Source organism: bacterium (assembly GCA_021372535.1).
Lineage (GTDB): Bacteria > Latescibacterota > Latescibacteria > Latescibacterales > Latescibacteraceae > JAFGMP01.
The window spans coordinates 21,249-39,272 of the sequence record JAJFUH010000018.1; the positions used below are offsets into that span (position 1 = coordinate 21,249).

An 18,024-nucleotide genomic window follows, 5' to 3' on the forward strand; every position below is an offset into this window, starting at 1 on the left:
ACTGCAGATAAATAAAAAAGGTTAAAATTGAATTATTGGCATAAACAATAGCGTTTGAGATTTTAATGATTGGCAGAGACTTTTATAAAATTAATCATCGAAGTTGGTAGTAAATTAGGTATTAAAAAAATAAAAGCGAGGATACTATTGAAAGAATTCAAAAAAGGCTAAATCTAAACGCACATTTAACATACAGAACATTAAGGTAGTTAACAACATAAAAGATAAACAGAATAATATTATACTGGGAGGCCTATTCTATTAAGATAATCTGCAAATCTTTGTGATAATCTTTCTCTATAAATTTCATTAACGGTTCCTAAATAATAATTAATATAATGGATTAGAGTATAATCAAATGATACAGTGTAATATAATTTAAAATCAATAATCAATTCTGGTATTTGGTAATCCTTATAACTTGGTAAAAAATGATATCTTGTTTCGTTTTGCTTTTTAATCCTATCTATTTTGCTAGAATTTAGTCGTTCCTGTTTTATTTTATAGATACCAATTAAATGTTCGCCTTCTTTAATAATATCCAACGGGAAGGCAGGAATAAATAATATACTTGGTACAAATTGATTAAAGAATTCATTCTCATCTGTATTATTTTTTTTCTCAAAATAACTTTTTAGATCACAATCTTGTGTAATTATAATAATATAATTATAAAAACCTTTAATTACTTCATTTGTTGAATTAATATAATAGAAAGAGAAATCTCTCAATATATCACCTTGACATATTCTCTCTCTGTCATGAAATACATAAGGTTTTTCAATTTTACTCTTGAACATGACCTATTATCTTAGATTTTGCTCTTATTTTCCTGTATCTGCTAGAATCACTAGAATCAATTATTGAATCATAATGTTTGTCATTATCAATAGAAACATCTTCATTTCCGTATGAAAATGATTCTGGTGAATGTTTATCTTTTTCATCAAGATATTTGTGATTCATTGTTAACCTCCATTAGGCTTCTCAAATCTTTTTTAATGCTTTTTTCAAATAATAATTTGGCTTCTTTTCTCGCTTTATCCAGAAACTCAATCACTCTATTTTCATCATAATCATGGGAATAACAATCAATATCAATAATAAATTCTTTTCTTGATATTTTTGCTGGGTATTCTGGATTGTATATACCACAAATATAGTTAATACTTAAATCCTCTTTATTAATAGTTGAAGTTGTCATGATTCTCGACAATGTATCTTTATCATTGAAAAAATCTATTGGAGAAATTAATTTGGTGTTTATATAATTATTCCATTCTAATGGATTACCAGTCCTAATAATTATTTCATTAATGTATCTTAGACCAATTCTTTTAATGTTCAAAGGTCGATAAATAACAGAAAATACATCATATAAATTTTTAACATCATTTTTAAAATCATGAAAATTTATATATTTTTGATTTTCAAGTGATACAAAATTATATTGGATTAAAATAGTCTTGTTTTTCTTGGGATTGTATATTCTATGAATATTATGAATACCTGGTCGTTCAAGTTTTATTTCACCATCAGGTAATTTCGTTGTTTGTATTAAATTTTCTATTTTGTTATTATATTCTGGAAATTCCATTCTGACTTTTTCTTGTAATTCAATGGGTAATTCAGTGTCGATTTTTAGAATTGGTGAGAAATCTATTCTAAAAATTACATTGGTTAAGAAATTTTTTGCGTAACTCTTTGACATAAAAAACTCATTTGTTGTAAAATTGCGTTCTAGTTAAAAAGATTTATATATTATCCTTGTTTGCATGTCAAGTGAAATTTTACTACTTTTTATACTATATCATTGGTAATAAGTTTCATTGTTCTATTATATTTTTAACATAAAGAAGTTTAGTTATTGAAAAAAAACGAATCTCTCAGTCAGCATTACGACACTTCAAAATAATTAGGATCATTAATTATTACGGGAAAGAAATAGGTAATCTTTATTGAAGAAGCTTGACATTATTTTTTCTTTTCATTATATTTGTAAACTCTGTATCATGGAATATTATGGAGTTCAGAGCGATAGACCGAAAAGGAGTAATCGGGCATGAAAACCTATGTAACAAAACCTGATGATGTCGAACGTAAATGGTATGTCGTCGACGCTGAGGGTAAAGTGCTGGGAAGGCTTGCCACGGAGGTTGCCACAATCCTGCGGGGAAAGAAAAAGCCGATTTTCCAGCCGAATATGGATGCCGGGGATTATGTCATTATCATCAATGCCGACAAGGTAGTATTGACCGGCCTGAAAGAGGATAAGAAAAAGTATTTTATCCAGAGCCGTTATGCCGGGCATTCCGGGCATGTCACATTGAGGAAGCTGCGTGAAAACAATCCCGGCCGTATAGTCGAGAAAGCCATCAAGGGCATGCTCCCTCACAATGCTCTCGGCCGTCAGATGTACCGTAAACTGCATGTTTACACGGGACCGAGTCACCGGCATGCGGCGCAGAAACCTGTACCGTTCGAGATATAATCCGTTACTCGGCGAAGTATTTATTAAGCGATATGCGTAATAAAAAGACAGTAAAAACAGCTCCGATGATTTACGATAGTATTATACAGCCTGAAAGGAGGATATCTCTTGGCTGAAACCTTTTATATGGCTACAGGGAAGCGTAAAAACGCAATAGCCCGTATCCGGCTCAAGTCAGGTACCGGTAAAATTCTCGTCAACGGACAGGGAGTGAAAGAGTACTTCCGCCGTGAGTCTGCACTTCCCTTTATTGAACAGCCGCTTGAACTGACCGAGCAGCTCGGCAAGGTCGATGTTCTGGCAAATATCAGAGGCGGCGGATTGAGCGGGCAGGCAGGCGCGCTGAGGCACGGCATATCGAGAGCGTTGATCGAAATGAACCCCGAGTTGAGGCAGGTTCTGAAACGTGCCGGGCTCATTACCCGTGACCCGCGGGTCAAAGAGCGCAAAAAGTACGGTTTGGCTGGCGCCCGAAGAGCATACCAGTTCTCCAAACGGTAATGTGTTGTATCAAATTCACACGTTCCGGGACGACAGGGTTGTTGCCGCCCAGCGGTTGCCCGTCGAATGATCGGAACGGAGGCATAAACAGTTTAAAAAGAGGATTCAACCGTGTCGGAAGTGACTATCCAGGAACTTCTTGAGGCCGGTGTGCATTTCGGTCACCAGACCAGGCGCTGGAACCCCAAGATGAAAAAGTTCATTTTTACCGAACGCAACAACATCTACATAATTGACCTCCAGAAAACCCAGCAGATGCTCAAAAACGCCTGTGATGCCGTCCGTGAGACAGCAGCAAAAGGCGAATCAATACTTTTTGTCGGAACGAAACCCCAGGCCGCAACGATCATCAAAGATGAAGCGATCAAGAGTAACCAGTTTTTCGTGACCAATCGCTGGCTCGGCGGCATGCTTACCAATTTCAGGACAATCAGACAGAGTGTCAAGCGGCTGGAACATCTCGAAAAAATGGCTGGCGACGGGACCTACGAGCATCTCACCAAAAAAGAGGTGCTGACTCATGAAAAACACCGTGACCGTCTGACCCAGGTGCTCGATGGCATCCGTAACATGAACAGGATTCCCGGTCTGCTTATTATTGTTGACACGAAAAAGGAAAAAATTGCGGTCAACGAGGCAAACCGTCTCGGTATACCTATCTGTGCGATTCTCGATACAAACTGCGATCCTGATCCCATAACATTCCCGATTCCCGGAAATGATGATGCGATTCGTTCGATACAGCTTCTCCTCTCGAAAATCACCGCATCCATTCTCGAGGGTCTGCAGTTGCGTGTCGATGAAGCCGCTCTGGCCGAAAAGGAAGAACTCGCCGAAGAAGCCGCGCGGGAGGAAGCACGGGCAAAACGTCGTCTGGCAGCCGCTAAGGAACCCAAAGAGCTCGTCGGCGACGAGGATGAAGTCATTGAAGAACCTGACGATGTGCTCAAGGAATCCAAAAAACCCATCCGTAAGAGACCGAAACCGGTCGAGGATGAAGAGGATAAAGGCGCTGCCCGTCATCGATCCAGACCCAGGCGGCCTCAGAAGAAGGTCGATGCCGAAGGAAAAGAAATAATTAGCAAGGAAGCAGCCGGCTGAGAAAAGAGAATTGAGAACAGGGAAGTGGCAGGAATTACTGCCGAATTTTTCCTTTTTCATATAGTATGAAAGGAATTGTACCTATGGATGTTTCCTCAAAAGATGTCATGGCTCTCCGTGAGAAAACCGGAGCGGGCATGATGGACTGTAAAAAGGCGATCATCGAAGCCAATGGCAACATGGAGAAAGCGGCGGATATTCTCCGTGAGAAAGGCATTGCTTCAGCCCAGAAACGTTCAGGCCGCGAGACAAAACACGGATACATAGCGGTGTATGTACATCATGGTTCAAGGCTTGCCACCATGGTTGAGGTGGACTGCGAAACCGATTTTGTATCCCGGAATGAAGAATTTCAGACTTTTGCCCAGAATGTTGCGATGCATATTGCCGCAGCGGCGCCGCTTGCCATATCCTCCGAGGATCTCGATCCGGCGGTTGTGGCGAAGGAACGCGAGATTTATAAAGCCCAGGCGCTGAACGAGGGTAAAAAACCGGAATTTGTCGATAAAATCGTTGACGGCCGCATCAAAAAATTCTATTCCGAAGCCTGTCTTTTGGATCAGATATATATCCGCGACGAGACCAAGAAGAAGACGGTCAAGGACCTGCTCAGCGAACTGACCGGCAAGATCGGGGAAAACATCGTCATCAAGCAGTTTGCCCGTTTCCAGGTCGGGGCATAAGTACATGGAACCCTACAGGAGGATACTGCTCAAGCTTTCCGGCGAGGCTCTCTCCGGGAAGCTCGGGTACGGGTTTGACTCCGCAGCCATGACGAGCTTCTGCAGCCAGATAAGGGCTGTCCATGACACGGGAGTCGAAATCGCCATCGTTATCGGCGGAGGAAACATTTTCCGCGGGCTCAAGGCTTCCTCGAAGGGAATGGACCGCAGCACCGCGGACAGCATGGGCATGCTTGCGACCATGATCAACGGCCTTGCGCTCCGCGATGCGCTCGAACAGCAGGGGCTCACCGCAAGCCACATGTCCTCGCTCCCCGTGACCGGGCTTGTGGAGCCGTTTGTCCGCAAAAAGGCTGTCAGCTACCTGTCCAAGGGCCATACGGTTATCTTTTCGGGCGGCACCGGCAATCCCTATTTTTCCACCGATACCGCCGCATCGCTCAGGGCTGCCCAGATCGACGCCGATGTCATACTCAAGGGCACCAAGGTCGACGGGGTTTACGAGGGCGATCCCGTGCTCGATCCGTCACTGAAAAAGTTCGACGTTATTTCCTATACCGAGGTTCTCAAACGGAATCTCGGAGTTATGGATGCAACCGCGATTGCAATGTGCAGAGAAAATCATATTCCCATCATTGTGTTCAACCTCACCAGAGAGGGCGCTCTTCTCAGGGTTGTACGGGGTGAACAGGTCGGAACGATTGTAAAGGAGGTAGAGCATGGATAAGGACTTGCGTGCTGTTACGGTCGAACATATGAAAAAAGCCGTCGAACACCTCAGCCATGAACTGTCAACGATACGAACCGGCAGAGCTTCCGCCTCCCTGCTCGATACGATCAAGGTGAATTATTACGGGACGCCGACTCCGCTGAACCATGTGGCGAATATTTCGGTTCCGGATTCGAAAACGATCATGATCCAGCCGTTCCAGCAGAACCTCATTGGCGATGTCGAGAAGGCGATTCAGGCGAGCGATCTCGGCCTCACTCCGAACAGCGACGGCCATGTGATACGTCTGCCCATTCCGCAGCTCACCGAGGAACGCCGCAAGGACATTCTCAAGCTTGTAAAGAAACTGGGCGAGGACACCAAGGTCGCAATCCGCAACATCCGCCGTGACGCCATCGAAAAGATGCGGGTGATGAAAAAGGACAGCAAGATCACCGAGGATGACCTCCACCGGGGCGAAAAGGAAGCCCAGGAGATCACCGACAAACATATTACCGAAGTCGACCAGGTGATCGCTGTGAAGGAAAAAGAGGTCATGACGGTGTAAGTGTTCATTGGCGATAGAGATAAAAATGTATAAAAAAGGCACTCCGGAGCGGGGTGCCTTTTTTTGGATAATTTTCATTATGGAGGGGCAATTCATGAATTGCCCCTACGGATAAATTAATGGCTATACTAACCGAAAGTATAGCCCTCTTCATGTCCTTTGAATATACTTCCTTTGTATGGTGCAGGATTACACTGGAGCAGCGAAACAACTTCCTTTTGTACTTGCTGAGGAAAAAGGACTGAAGGGGAAGGGGGGTGAATTTAAATATTTATATATACACTGTTGTAATTCATTCAAATGTATAATTGTGATATAGATGCGTTTATAAAATTTAATTTTTATTAACAATTATTCATTATTTTTTGTTTAGTCGAAATGAAAAGATTAGGTTCTATCTGTTGAGCGGCCTGTATTTTACCTAAAATTGATTTTTTCAATTGAAGAGAGGCGTTTATATTATAAGCGTTTAAATCATCTACTATTTTTTTCCTTAGTCTATTCGGAACCTTTAAATCATTATCAGGGGAAATCATACATCCTGTAACAATTTTATATCTTTTTTTAGAAAAAAACTTTGTTTTTTCCTCTTTCATTGAATGTCCATTTCTTTTAAGTTCTTTTCCTATTTGATAAGACAATGTTTTTGAAATTGATTTATCAGAAGAAAAAGTAATATCGTCTACAAAAACACTAAATATTAAACCATTTGTATGGGCATATTTATTCATTTTATCGAACATGTCTTTGTAAGCCCAAAATGCTACTATTTGACTTGTTGGACTTCCAGTCGGTAAATAGTCATTATATACAACCAAATCTGTTAAAAACCAGGCAACATCTTCACACATAAGATATTTATAACGAAATAATTTAAATATATATTCCCGTTTGCAATTTGGATAGAATGATTTTATATCTATGTTTATAAGATTATTTGCGTTAATATGAAACTTTGCATTATCTACATAACAAAAGCCTTTTTTACCTGAGAATAAATAATATGGTAATTCTATGCGAGAAATAAGAATTTGTAACCTTTTTTGTATTTTCTTTATTTTATCAACTGGTTCACAAATTGTTCTTTCTTTACCTTTTTTATCTTTTTTAAGGTAAATTTTATAATGCTTTTTTTTCAATATAATTTTACTTCAGATAATGACGTCCCTAATAATGTGCATAGCTTTCTTTTATTTGAAATATGATATAAGGGACTTTGTTCGAGCTTATATGTTTTAATAGTATTGCCCATTTTCTATACCTTGAAGAAGGGATATAATTTTTTTTCTTGTAGTTTTTTTAATTTTTGTTTTAAATTTTTCTTTTATTTCTTGATTTAAATTATCAAATTGTTCAGAAAAAAATAATATTGTCGAGGGCTTTACTTTAAAAACCTCCGAATATTTTTTAATTAGTTCAAGTGAAGGTGTTTTTTTATTGTTTTCAATTTCAGATAGATAGCTTTGTGAGATTGATAATTTTTTTGCCAACTCATTAGCCTTTAAATCATGAAATACTCTTAATAATCGTAAAGCTTCATTTATCATAATTATCTCCATAAGAATTTAAGTAAAATTGTGAGTAAGTTAATAATCATTAAACAATTCAATAAATTTAATGATTATTTGGATAATGATTTTTCTATGTTTCCATAGAAATTTCAGAACCCATTTAACGAGAAATGATACTTGGTTTCTCATTTCTTTTAACCTTTCTACCTGCCAATCATGGTTATTTCCATGAATGTTGACAGATCGCCGCTTAGAAAGGTTAGGTTATCATTTCTTTTGTCCTCACAATTTTATTTGAAGCAGCAGTATCGCCAAGCTGCTTTGAGTGACATCGAAAAGAGGAGGAGAAAAACCATCCTACACCTTATCGATGCCCCAAAATTTTGAGTTGTTGTAACAACTCTCAAGCAGTTTTACTGCTCACATAAAAAATGCGGCATAGACCATATATAGGACCAAGTGATACATAATATACAATATTTAGCGAATATGTCAACGTTTATTTCGCTAATAGCGATATTTTTTATAGGTATAATTATTTTTACATATTGAAATAGTATTACATAATATAATTATAAAACACAGAAAGGCCCATGAAACCGGGCCTTTCTGTGTTTAACATGCTTAAAAGGGGGGGAAATTACTTAAGCAGTGTCATCTTCATTGTTTTTGAAACGTAGCCGGCTTTTACGGTATAGAAGTAAACGCCTGCCGAAAAACCGGATGCATCCCATGTCACGGAATGGTTTCCGGCGCTCATGAAACCATCGGCAACGGCGGCAACCTTCTGGCCTGCAGCGTTGTAGATATCGATGGTGACGTTTCCTGGCTGAGGAATCGTAAAGCTGACTGTCGTAGACGGGTTGAAGGGATTGGGAGCGCCCTGCCCACATCGGCTTTGCCGCATCGTGCCACGCTGTGTTCATTGCAGCGGATGAACTCCGGTGCGGTGGCAGGGGCAGGGGGGAACTGGCGCGAAGACTCATACGGGCAGGATTTTCATCCGGAAATATTTTTCGGGAGAGTTTTTCAACACGAGATTGGCCTCACAAGAAAAACACTTGACTTTTGGATATTAAAATATTTTTTATTAAAACATCCATATTATACATAGTGCTCGGAAAATTCCGCATAGATTATATAAAACTAATATTAACAATATAATATAGAAAGGGGGGCTTCGGTTCGGAGTAAATTTAACTATGGTTAGATGTATGAATTTGGCTATGGTTGGATGTATAAAGCACAAGGGAGGAATCATGAAAAAGTGGTTTTTATTTGTTGTGCTGATGACAGTTTCTGCAACGGTTTTTGCCACAGAATTTGCTCCTACACCGATGAAAATTTCTTCGCCTGCTGTCGTACCGTACGACTTTACGGGCGAAACACTGACAATTCCGGTCACTATCACCGGGACGCCTTCGAGCACGTATCTGATAATCAACACTCAAGATCGGGCTGCGAAAATCAGTAAAGTCCAGAATGGATATCTTGGCTGGCATTATGTCAACAAGATCGATACCTGCGTCTATGCATCTGAGGCTATACAGCTCGATGTGGGAAAGAATGAAATCACCTGGAGCGGTAAGGACAACGACGGCAAGATGGTGCCATCGGGTGAATACACTTACTACATCTGGGGATTTGACAATATCAGCGCAAAAATCCCGATGACAAAACAGATCAATGCCACGCGATGGGGCCGTGTCTTCATCATGACAAAGGACCAGGAAGGCAATCAGCTCAACAACCCCATCCTCTGGACAGGCGGCGCGTCGCGTCCGGGGGGAACAACCCTGACAGCGCACACCAATAAGAAGTGGGTGGTCGGCGGGGATCCGTACGATGCGACCCTTGTCGAAACCTGCAAGACCATGGAAATATGCGATTGCGGCCATCCCGCTTTCGATCCCGCCGATTATACGATGTTTTTCAAGGGAGGCCTCACCAACAACGGCATGAAGACCTATTGGAAATTCAAATGGGTGCCGAATGGCGATGCAATCCTCCAGAATGACTGGGGCGATAACGGCGAATTCAAGTTCTCCTCCGATGCTCCGGAAAAATGGGATTACGGGCCGGGTATCGTCAGCGATGGCGGCGATTATCTTGTCTGTACCAACGCCGAAACATCCGGCATAACGCAAACGTCCGAGATAGTCTATGTCGACAGAATCACCGGCTCCGAAGTCAAGCGGCTCGATCTGACCGACTGGTTTACCGATCTCGATGACGCCGAAAAGGGCGGCCAGACCACGGGCGGCCCGACCGAAATCATGTTTCTGGGTTCGACAATGATCATGGGCTATCATGGAACCTGTATAAACATGCTTGCCGAGTCGGCGTACGAGGACGAGTATGAAGCGGTTCTCTGGGTCAATCAGAACGGCGACTATACCGGCGACCACAACTTTGCCGCGGATTCACAACGTCCATGGGTATGCAACGACTACAATGTCGGCCCATATAAGTACAATATCACAATCGAAAAGAATGGTTTCTCTTACTTCACTGCGTACGATATGGGCGCCGTATCGTTCGGACTCTATGCACCGGACGGCACCGGTCTCGGTTACCAGGCGCTCGCGGGTGAAACCGCCACCCAGAAGTACGATAACATGAATATTTCCTGCGGTTCGGCGTATGACGGTATGCTGGTGTCGAATCAGTCGGCGATTCCGGCTTCCGGCGCAACCGACCAGCAGAAAGCGGATGCCGTCGGCTGGTTCTGGGTGGGTTCGGATTCGTTCAAAGGAAGGTTGACCGCCAGCTCGGTGGGTGTCGAGGAAGCTCCCGCCGCCTTCGCGGTAGCGCAGAACTCCCCGAACCCGTTCAACCCCACCACCACTATCGGCTTTACGATTCCCGAAGCCGGCACTGTCTCGGTCGATGTGTTCAACGTCGCGGGCCAGAAAGTTGCCACGGTGGCGAACGAATTCATGAGCGCGGGCAGCCACTCGGTTGCCTGGGACGCCACCGGCTTCTCCGCCGGGGTCTATTTCTATACAGTTAAGGCGGGCGATTTCTCCAGGACCATGAAGATGACGCTTCTCAAGTAGTTTTTTGTCGTTATACGATTTTCAAACCCCCGGAGCGATCTTCCGGGGGTTTTTTATCTCCGGCGACTCATCCCAAATCTCCTGTGGATTCTCATTATTGTTCCGGCGAATAAATAATGATACCAATAGTAGGAATAGATGCCGAAGCAATAATCAAAAGAATTCCCGACGCTTGCTTCAGGGTAAAAAGCCCCCTTCCGTCACTTCGTGACACCTTCCCCCGTATCGGGGGCAGGTAACTACCGGAGTCGCATCGACTTCCCTTGCCCCCTTTCAGAGGGAAAGGGATTAAGGGTTAGGGGGCCTGATCTGATACCTCGCAGCTTGCTTCAGGGTAGTTCATTAATAGCCCTTATTTTCCTTTATTATACAAATAAACAGAAAGGCCCGTGAAACCGGGCCTTTCTGCAATAACATGCTTAAAAGGGGGGGAAATTACTTAAGCAATGTCATCTTCATGGTTTTTGAAACTGAGCCGGCTTTTACGGTGTAGAAGTAAACGCCTGCCGAAAAACCGGATGCATCCCATGTCACGGAATGGTTTCCAGCGCTCATGAATCCATCTGCAACGGCGGCAATCTTCTGCCCGGCAACGTTATAGATATCGACGGTTACGTTCCCTGCCTGAGGTATAGTAAAGCTGATCGTTGTTGATGGATTGAAGGGATTGGGAATGTTCTGCGCGACAGCGAATGATGCAGGCGTTTCTTCACCGACTGCAACAGGGGTGTTTGTAATAGAACCCTTGAGGGAATCGTGGGCGATATACCAGAGACCGGTCTTCGTGTTTTCGTCACCGGTGGAGTTGTTATCCGTATAGATTCCGTCATACGCCGATCCGGAGTCGCAGAAGAAATCACCCCTCTTGATACCGGCAGTTTCGCCGGCATACGATAAATATCCGATTCCTGTGCCATCAGGTGCATAAAGAGCGAAAGAAACCGCTCCCATATCGTATGCGGGTGTCATGCTGAATTGAGTATTATCCGAGGCAAGTGTATAGGTATAGGGCGCCACGTTGAAATCGAAGCATATCCATGGTTTGGCAGCGTCCGCTTCGGAATTATGATCACCGACATAATCTCCGTCCGTATTATGCCATACCCAGAAATCATCTGATTCATCGAGACCTTTCATGGGATTCGCAACCGATTCGAGGCAGGAGGTATGTGAATTCAGGTAAACCAGGCCGTCTCTCACCCATATATTGTTCGGACCTCCGGTCAACTGGCCGCCCGCTTCGAGATCGGAAGGACTCGCCCACCAGTCGGTTATGTCGACCTCTTTCGCAATGGAACCATCGAAATCGATATAATAAAAGTTAACAATTGCCTCTGTCCTGTTACAGTGAGACACATAGAGATAGTTTCTGTCGGTGGCAACACCCGAAAACCAGTTGTTTGAGTTACCACCATTTGCGGAGACAGGGAGAACACAGGCGCCGTCCGTACCCCATGTGGTAACATGAACGGCATCCCCGTTGGGAACCCACTGGAATTTCCAGACACCGAGATAACCGGTATCATCATTGCCGATTTCATAATAGAAGTAATTATGATCGGTGGGGTGCATCTGCATTCTTTCTTTTTCTCCGTATCCCTCAGGCAGAACGAGACTTGTAGTTTCCTCAAGGGAGCCGTCCACAGGATCATTTCCTATTGTCCACTTTGAGCCCCACATGATATAAAACGGGTTGACAAGGGGCTTTCCATCAGTACCGTACTCCTCAAAATATCCGGCGCGGCCCGGCACAAGATTCCATACCGTATACACTTTGGTTTTTGCATTCACATTGTCGTATGCCCACAAATAATATGTGTAGTCACCGGCAGGTACGGTTTTACCGTCCGAATCTTTACCATTCCATGTTATTTTATTGCTGCCTTTGTCGAGAGGTATGAGCTGTGAATTATAGATACAGGTATCAATTTTATTCACATAATGCCAGCCAAGATAACCGTTCCGGACCGCTTTGACCTGATCTCCCTTTTCCTTGGTGAACACGCAGAAAATAACGCCAGCCGCTGTTCCGCTCACTGTAACGGGTATCTCAAGAGTTTTCCCATCGAAACCATACTGGACTGCTGCAGGAGCTGAAAGCTTAAGGAGCGTGGGGCTGAAGCTGGCAGCAAAAACAGCGGAAGTCATGAACACCGATACAACCATGAACAAACATAGCTTTTTCATTCTCAACCTCCCTGAGTGTGAAATGATGATGTGATTATCAAAGAAAAAGTATTAACTACTCGACCATGAAAACACCTCCTTTTGTGAATACTGTCCGATTTCGACATTCCGAGTGTTTTATGCAGATTTAACCATGTAACCCGGTCTCATGCTGAAACCCGAAACCATGTTATCGGGCGTACTGCCACCCTGCATGTTTTCGCACGACAGCACAATATCTGTTCAGATACTTTTTTTATTGAAAGGGAATGAAAGGAATTTTATTAAGAAAATATAGTATTGGAATAGTAATTTATTCTATAAACAAAAGGATAATTATTTGACTATTGAGGGACACTATTTGTGAATTTGTGTCATAGAGCGGTACTGTCGCGGGGAAGTGTTTTCGAAATGGTTAAAAACGTGAGTATAATGTGACTGGCTGCTGAATCCGACATCGAACGCTATCTCGGCGATATTTTTCATGGTGGACGACAAAAGAAGTTTTGATTTATCTATCCGTACTTTATTGACATATTCCCTGAAATGACACCCCGTTTCCCTGGTAAACAGTTTCCCGAAATAGCTCGGTGTCAGGCCAATGAACTGAGCGACCTGGTCTCTGGACAGTTCTTCTTCACCGTAGTGTTCCTCAATATAGGTTTTGGCCTTTATGATAAATTCGTTTTCAATCGCGCAGGAATCGTGTTTTTTCCCGGCATATTTTCTGATAAAAATAAATCCGATAATAAGAACGATACATCCGGTGATGACATACATAAGCACATTCTTTTTCGAGTGTATATTTGTACGTACAAGAACAATATTACCCCATTCGCTCGTATTCTTACAATTCGATGCGGATGTGTTCCAGCCCGAGTAGATATAGTTCCCGTCGGGGTATTCTTTGTCGCTATTCCAGATTTCGAGACCCATGGACACATTTTGGTGAGGTTCGATACCCAGCTCGCTCCAGGGTATCGCGATTTCAAAGCTGTAATACTTGTCTTCATCCGAGTTATCGTTCATCGTGCCTTCGATATGAACGACGGAAACTATTCGCGGATGGTATTCATCAGAGGTAATAAAATCATGCGGGTAGTATTTAACCTCATACACCATACCGGCAGGCGCGAACAGGAAATGCCTGTCGGGATATGCGATTATTTCAGAATGGTTATGATCGATATCAAGATATATCTCGATATCATCCTCGGTAGGCATTCCTGTAACTATAGTGTTTCCCGGCCCGAAGGTACTGATAATGTTTTTATCGTTTACCCTGACCCCGAAATACAGATTTTTTTCATCCCACAATGAATTGACCATGATTTTATTATCGGCATTGGTGAAAACGATGGTTTCGGTTGGAGGCCATTCATCGAGATTGCCGTCGATGATAACAGGTCGATCCATATGGTCGGATAAAATCTGTCTGGTGTTAAGCGAGGGATTTCTGTCGAGGACAACATTCGTGCCATAGGACAGTATCAATTCTTCACCGGCAGCCGTGCCCTTTTTGTAATGAACATAGCATTTAAGACTTAATTTCCCAAAATTCTGGTCGGGTATCTGAGAACAATCCCAGATGATTTCATAAGGAGGCTTCGTGACCTCACCAATTTTCTGTTCATCATTGAATCCTATGTAATTATAATACTTTGCCGAAAAGATGATTTTTTCAATGTCATTTTTGCGCACATCATTGGAAACATCAACTGCAAGCCGGATTGTATTGGTTGTGTTGACCGAAAATTCCTCCGGTGAAATCCATGTTAACGGTGGCGGCGCTGTGGTTTCCCCTTGAGGATAAATATCAGATACCAATATGAGGAGAAGAATGAAGGTCATCAGCACAGCAGACAGTATGGTATCATTCTTGTTTCGGTATTTCATAGAGTGAAATCCATTCAGGGGGAAAAAAAGATTTTTTTTACAAAAATAGAGTGATCAATGTCCTGAAAATAATAAAATATTTCCTATTGTGATAAAATAATACCATAAATATTATATTTTTTTCATAAAATAATCAATCAAAAATATTTATTATTCATAAACAAATATACCGGATTTCCGCCGAACCTTATTGTTTGCTGAATATTAGTGTATAAAATGGTATTTTTATTCCACGACGGACAGTATCTTATTGATGAGAACGATCATACTGGTTCAACGATGCTTTACCGGATTGATTCATTTCCGCGTGTACGCTTTATTCAGCCACAGCGGTATACAGGAGCTTATATGATATTTACACAACCCCTCGTGCCGGGGATACTCGTCCGGCGGTATAAACGGTTTCTTGCGGATGTGGAACTCCCGGACGGCAGTGTGGTGACCGCCCACTGCGCCAACACGGGTTCAATGAAACAGGTTTCCGATCCCGGAAGCCCCGTCATGCTCACCACGGCAGACAACCCTGACCGCAAGACCAAATGGGACTGGCAGCTCATCATGGTCAACGGACTCTGGGCAGGCATCAATACTTCGGTACCGAACATGCTCCTCCGCGAAGGATTCGAAACGGGACGTATCGACGTGTTCAGGGGATATGTTACTATCTCCATGGAAGTGAAATACGGGGAGCGGAATTCACGAGCGGACGCGGTGCTCAGCGGTCCGCACGACAAGCTTTTCGTCGAGGCGAAAAATGTGACGCTTGTGGAAAACCGCCGCGCGCTGTTTCCCGATGCGGTCACCGCGCGCGGGGCGAAACATCTCGAGGAGCTCGCCGCCATGGTCCGCCGGGGACACCGCGCCGCCATGTTTTTCCTCTCACAGCGTATGGATTCCGACAGTATCGGTATCGCGGCAGATATCGACCGTGAATATGCGCGGGGAATCGAGCGAGCGATTGCCGGGGGAGTCGAGGTCATTGCCTGGCGGGCGAAGGTGACGGTAGAAGGAATAGAACTCGACAGCGAGTTGCCGTTTATTCTGTGAGCGTGTTAATAAAATGAATCCGGTTATTCAATGAGTGCATAAACATTAATTGATCGTACGAGTATTGTCATTCCCAAGAACGAAGTGAATTGGGAATCCAGTATTAACATCGCTCTATCATGAGCATTAGATAATGGATTCCCGTTTTCACGGGAATGACACTTTAACGTGAAAAATCTGATTCGAAAGTTTTATGCACTCATTGAATAATCAGATAAAAGAATTTTTTGCAGCTGCTGTGGGATATTTACTATTTCAACGAGGATTGCAGCCATAAATCAGAGAATAATAAAGAATTAAAAATCCTGCTGAAGTAATGAAACCGTAATCTCTCAGAGACGTTTAAAAAAAGCGATTCTTTGTGAAAAGTCTCTTGATTCCGTGGAGGTGCTTATGAAAAAGAAAACAATAGCCATTATAAAGGTAATTGCGCAGGTAACTGTTTTAGCAGTGCTTATACTGTCGTTTCCGTATGCAGTCAAGTTATATGAAAAACACACGATTTATGATTTTCTCGTGAACGATGCGCACGGAAAGGAAGTAAAGCTCGAACAATACCGGGGCGATGTCCTGCTGATAGTCAATGTGGCCACAGGATGCGGCCTGACTCCCCAGTTCCTCCAGCTTCAGAAGATATATGACACATACAGGGATAAGGGATTTTTTATTCTGGGCTTTCCCTCAAATTCTTTTAATCAGGAGCCGAGGACAAACGAACAGATCCTGCTGTTCTGTTCCGATAATTTCCTGGTGAAATTTCCCATTTTCGAGCGGATCGACATAAAAGGGGAATTCCAGGCCCCCCTCTATAAATTTCTGACGGAGAAAGAATCCGATCCGGAATTTTACGGGCCGATCCGGTGGAATTTCGATAAATTCCTGATCGGAAGAACGGGGAAGATACTGGCGCGTTTTGAACCCGCAAAAAAACCGGATGATCCCGAAATAATCGCCGCGATAGAAAAGGCGCTTGAGCAATAATCCGTATTATTCCGGATTCCTGATAAAACCTGAAAAATACGGTATCAGGACAACGGTTCTTCTCTCGGAACAAGCACATAGACATTGTCTCCCTCACGGACTTTTCCGGGGGTTTCAAGGCCGATCACGCTTCCCCGCGGAGCGGCCGTAACGGGAGTATCGTCTTCCGTCCTCAGTGAGGAGGCTCTGAACTCGACAACCCCCGTTGTGGGCCCCGTGATGAGCACCGTTTCACCCTGTTCCATGCCCCGCGCTTCGAGCCCGATATCTGCGGCGCCGGCTTTCGGATAGTAATTCAGCACTTTCCCCGTATAGGCCTTGACGACAGTGGCGAGATTGCCCTCTTCGCGGGCGATGTCTTCATCGGGGCGTTTCAGATAAAATCCGCTTGAGAAACCGCGGTGGAACACCCTCGCAAGCCTCTCTTTCAGATGTCCGGCAAGACGGCTGTCATACGAGCCGGCCAGCACGGCATCACGGGCTTCACGGTAGCACTCGACCGTGGTTTTGACATAGAGGGCATCACGCATTCTGCCCTCGATTTTAAAAGCGTTCACTCCCGCAGCCATGAGACGGTCAATAATATCGATAGCGCAGAGATCGCGGGCGCTCATGACAGTATGGCCGTCAAGCTCGAGTTCATGGCCATTCCGCTCGTCCACAACACGGTACCCTCTCCTGCATGGCTGGATGCAGTCGCCGCGGTTGGCGCTCCTCCCGTAAAGGAACTGGCTGGTCAGACACCTCCCGCTTACCGCGACACAGAGAGCGCCATGAACGAAACATTCGAATTCCATTCCCGATCCCTGCGAACGCACGGAGGATATGGTCATCCCGATCTGTTCGAGGGACAACTCCCGGGCGAGCACGATACGACGGACACCCTGATCACCGTACCATCGCACAGCCCTTGAATTGGAAACCGAGGCCTGGGTGGAAAGATGCACGTTCAGCCCGCGTTCCAGCGCCATGCCCAGAACCGCCATATCCCACAGGATGACCGCATCCACACCGGCATCCGCGGTGCTGTCCAGAATGCTGCCGACATCATCGAGTTCATCATCGAACACGATTGTATTGAGAGCGCAGTAGAGTTTCACTCCGGCATCATGAGCCTGTCCGGTCATCTCTCTCAGCGCGGTCATGTCAATCCGTTCTGCTCCCGCGCGCATGTTGAAACCCTCGGCGCCCATATATACGGCATCGGCTCCGGCGGAAAGAGCCGCGGCAAAGCACTCCCTGCTTCCCGCAGGGGCAGCTATTTCGGGTTTTAAAGCCGTATTCATTGTCAGACCCTTTCGATTACCTTCT

The 18,024-nt window shown here is 44.0% G+C and carries 17 protein-coding genes and 1 pseudogene; 9 read left to right on the top strand and 9 right to left on the bottom strand.

The features are described 5' to 3' along the window. Window positions 1–239: 239 nt before the first annotated feature. The 3 genes from LLG96_01735 to LLG96_01745 are packed head-to-tail and all read right to left on the bottom strand — an operon-like array spanning window position 240 to window position 1,711. On the bottom strand, window positions 240–800 hold the full coding sequence (locus tag LLG96_01735; protein MCE5248920.1) for a hypothetical protein: 561 nt from the start codon (window positions 798–800) through the stop codon (window positions 240–242). After that, complete coding sequence (locus LLG96_01740; protein ID MCE5248921.1) at window positions 787–966, bottom strand: hypothetical protein; 180 nt, start codon at window positions 964–966, stop codon at window positions 787–789. Before LLG96_01740 ends, LLG96_01735 begins: the two co-directional genes overlap by 14 nt. After that, the gene (locus LLG96_01745) at window positions 947–1,711 is read right to left on the bottom strand and encodes a TIGR04255 family protein (protein MCE5248922.1); all 765 of its coding nucleotides are present in this window, start codon (window positions 1,709–1,711) and stop codon (window positions 947–949) included. Before LLG96_01745 ends, LLG96_01740 begins: the two co-directional genes overlap by 20 nt. 351 nt (window positions 1,712–2,062) lie before the next feature. On the opposite strand from LLG96_01745, the gene rplM reads away from it, so the two are divergent. The 6 genes and pseudogenes from rplM to frr all read left to right on the top strand — a co-directional run bounded on the left by rplM (window position 2,063) and on the right by frr (window position 6,053). Beyond that, entirely contained in the window at window positions 2,063–2,491 is a 429-nt protein-coding gene (rplM, locus tag LLG96_01750) for a 50S ribosomal protein L13 (protein MCE5248923.1), read from the top strand. A 108-nt stretch (window positions 2,492–2,599) separates the two neighbouring features. Beyond that, window positions 2,600–2,992 carry a 30S ribosomal protein S9 gene (gene rpsI / locus LLG96_01755; protein MCE5248924.1) on the top strand — a complete coding sequence of 131 codons (393 nt, stop codon included), beginning with the start codon at window positions 2,600–2,602 and terminating at the stop codon, window positions 2,990–2,992. Between the two features lie 111 nt (window positions 2,993–3,103). Further along, a pseudogene (gene rpsB / locus LLG96_01760) lies at window positions 3,104–3,787 on the top strand (30S ribosomal protein S2). Between the two features lie 389 nt (window positions 3,788–4,176). Next, window positions 4,177–4,776 (top strand): translation elongation factor Ts, encoded by a 600-nt coding sequence (tsf, locus tag LLG96_01765; GenBank protein ID MCE5248925.1) that lies wholly within the window; start codon window positions 4,177–4,179, stop codon window positions 4,774–4,776. Between the two features lie 4 nt (window positions 4,777–4,780). Beyond that, window positions 4,781–5,503, top strand: a complete 723-nt coding sequence (gene pyrH, locus LLG96_01770; GenBank protein ID MCE5248926.1) for a UMP kinase — start codon at window positions 4,781–4,783, stop codon at window positions 5,501–5,503. Then, complete coding sequence (frr, locus tag LLG96_01775) at window positions 5,496–6,053, top strand: ribosome recycling factor (GenBank protein MCE5248927.1); 558 nt, start codon at window positions 5,496–5,498, stop codon at window positions 6,051–6,053. Before pyrH ends, frr begins: the two co-directional genes overlap by 8 nt. Before the next feature lie 344 nt (window positions 6,054–6,397). On the opposite strand, the gene LLG96_01780 is transcribed toward frr, so the two are convergent. From LLG96_01780 to LLG96_01790, 3 genes are all read right to left on the bottom strand, one after another. After that, complete coding sequence (locus tag LLG96_01780) at window positions 6,398–7,192, bottom strand: reverse transcriptase family protein (protein ID MCE5248928.1); 795 nt, start codon at window positions 7,190–7,192, stop codon at window positions 6,398–6,400. Window positions 7,193–7,288: 96 nt separating this feature from the next. Then, a complete protein-coding gene (locus tag LLG96_01785) occupies window positions 7,289–7,600 on the bottom strand; it encodes a helix-turn-helix domain-containing protein (GenBank protein MCE5248929.1) in 312 nt (103 codons plus the stop codon). A 604-nt stretch (window positions 7,601–8,204) separates the two neighbouring features. Beyond that, the gene (locus LLG96_01790) at window positions 8,205–8,471 is read right to left on the bottom strand and encodes a T9SS type A sorting domain-containing protein (protein ID MCE5248930.1); all 267 of its coding nucleotides are present in this window, start codon (window positions 8,469–8,471) and stop codon (window positions 8,205–8,207) included. A 352-nt stretch (window positions 8,472–8,823) separates the two neighbouring features. Between LLG96_01790 and LLG96_01795 the strand changes: the two genes are divergently transcribed. Further along, window positions 8,824–10,623 carry a T9SS type A sorting domain-containing protein gene (locus LLG96_01795; protein ID MCE5248931.1) on the top strand — a complete coding sequence of 600 codons (1,800 nt, stop codon included), beginning with the start codon at window positions 8,824–8,826 and terminating at the stop codon, window positions 10,621–10,623. A 435-nt stretch (window positions 10,624–11,058) separates the two neighbouring features. Here LLG96_01795 and LLG96_01800 read toward each other — a convergent pair whose 3' ends face one another. Both LLG96_01800 and LLG96_01805 read right to left on the bottom strand, forming a co-directional pair. Further along, a complete protein-coding gene (locus LLG96_01800; GenBank protein MCE5248932.1) occupies window positions 11,059–12,810 on the bottom strand; it encodes a T9SS type A sorting domain-containing protein in 1,752 nt (583 codons plus the stop codon). 336 nt (window positions 12,811–13,146) lie between these two features. Further along, a complete protein-coding gene (locus LLG96_01805; GenBank protein MCE5248933.1) occupies window positions 13,147–14,685 on the bottom strand; it encodes a helix-turn-helix domain-containing protein in 1,539 nt (512 codons plus the stop codon). A gap of 348 nt (window positions 14,686–15,033) precedes the next feature. On the opposite strand from LLG96_01805, the gene sfsA reads away from it, so the two are divergent. Together sfsA and LLG96_01815 are read left to right on the top strand one after the other, a co-directional pair. Beyond that, window positions 15,034–15,732, top strand: a complete 699-nt coding sequence (gene sfsA / locus LLG96_01810) for a DNA/RNA nuclease SfsA (protein MCE5248934.1) — start codon at window positions 15,034–15,036, stop codon at window positions 15,730–15,732. A gap of 393 nt (window positions 15,733–16,125) precedes the next feature. Beyond that, window positions 16,126–16,713, top strand: coding sequence for a glutathione peroxidase (locus LLG96_01815; protein ID MCE5248935.1), 588 nt, complete (start codon window positions 16,126–16,128; stop codon window positions 16,711–16,713). Window positions 16,714–16,757: 44 nt separating this feature from the next. On the opposite strand, the gene LLG96_01820 is transcribed toward LLG96_01815, so the two are convergent. Next, a complete protein-coding gene (locus LLG96_01820; protein MCE5248936.1) occupies window positions 16,758–17,999 on the bottom strand; it encodes a U32 family peptidase in 1,242 nt (413 codons plus the stop codon). Between the last annotated feature and the right edge of the window lie 25 nt (window positions 18,000–18,024).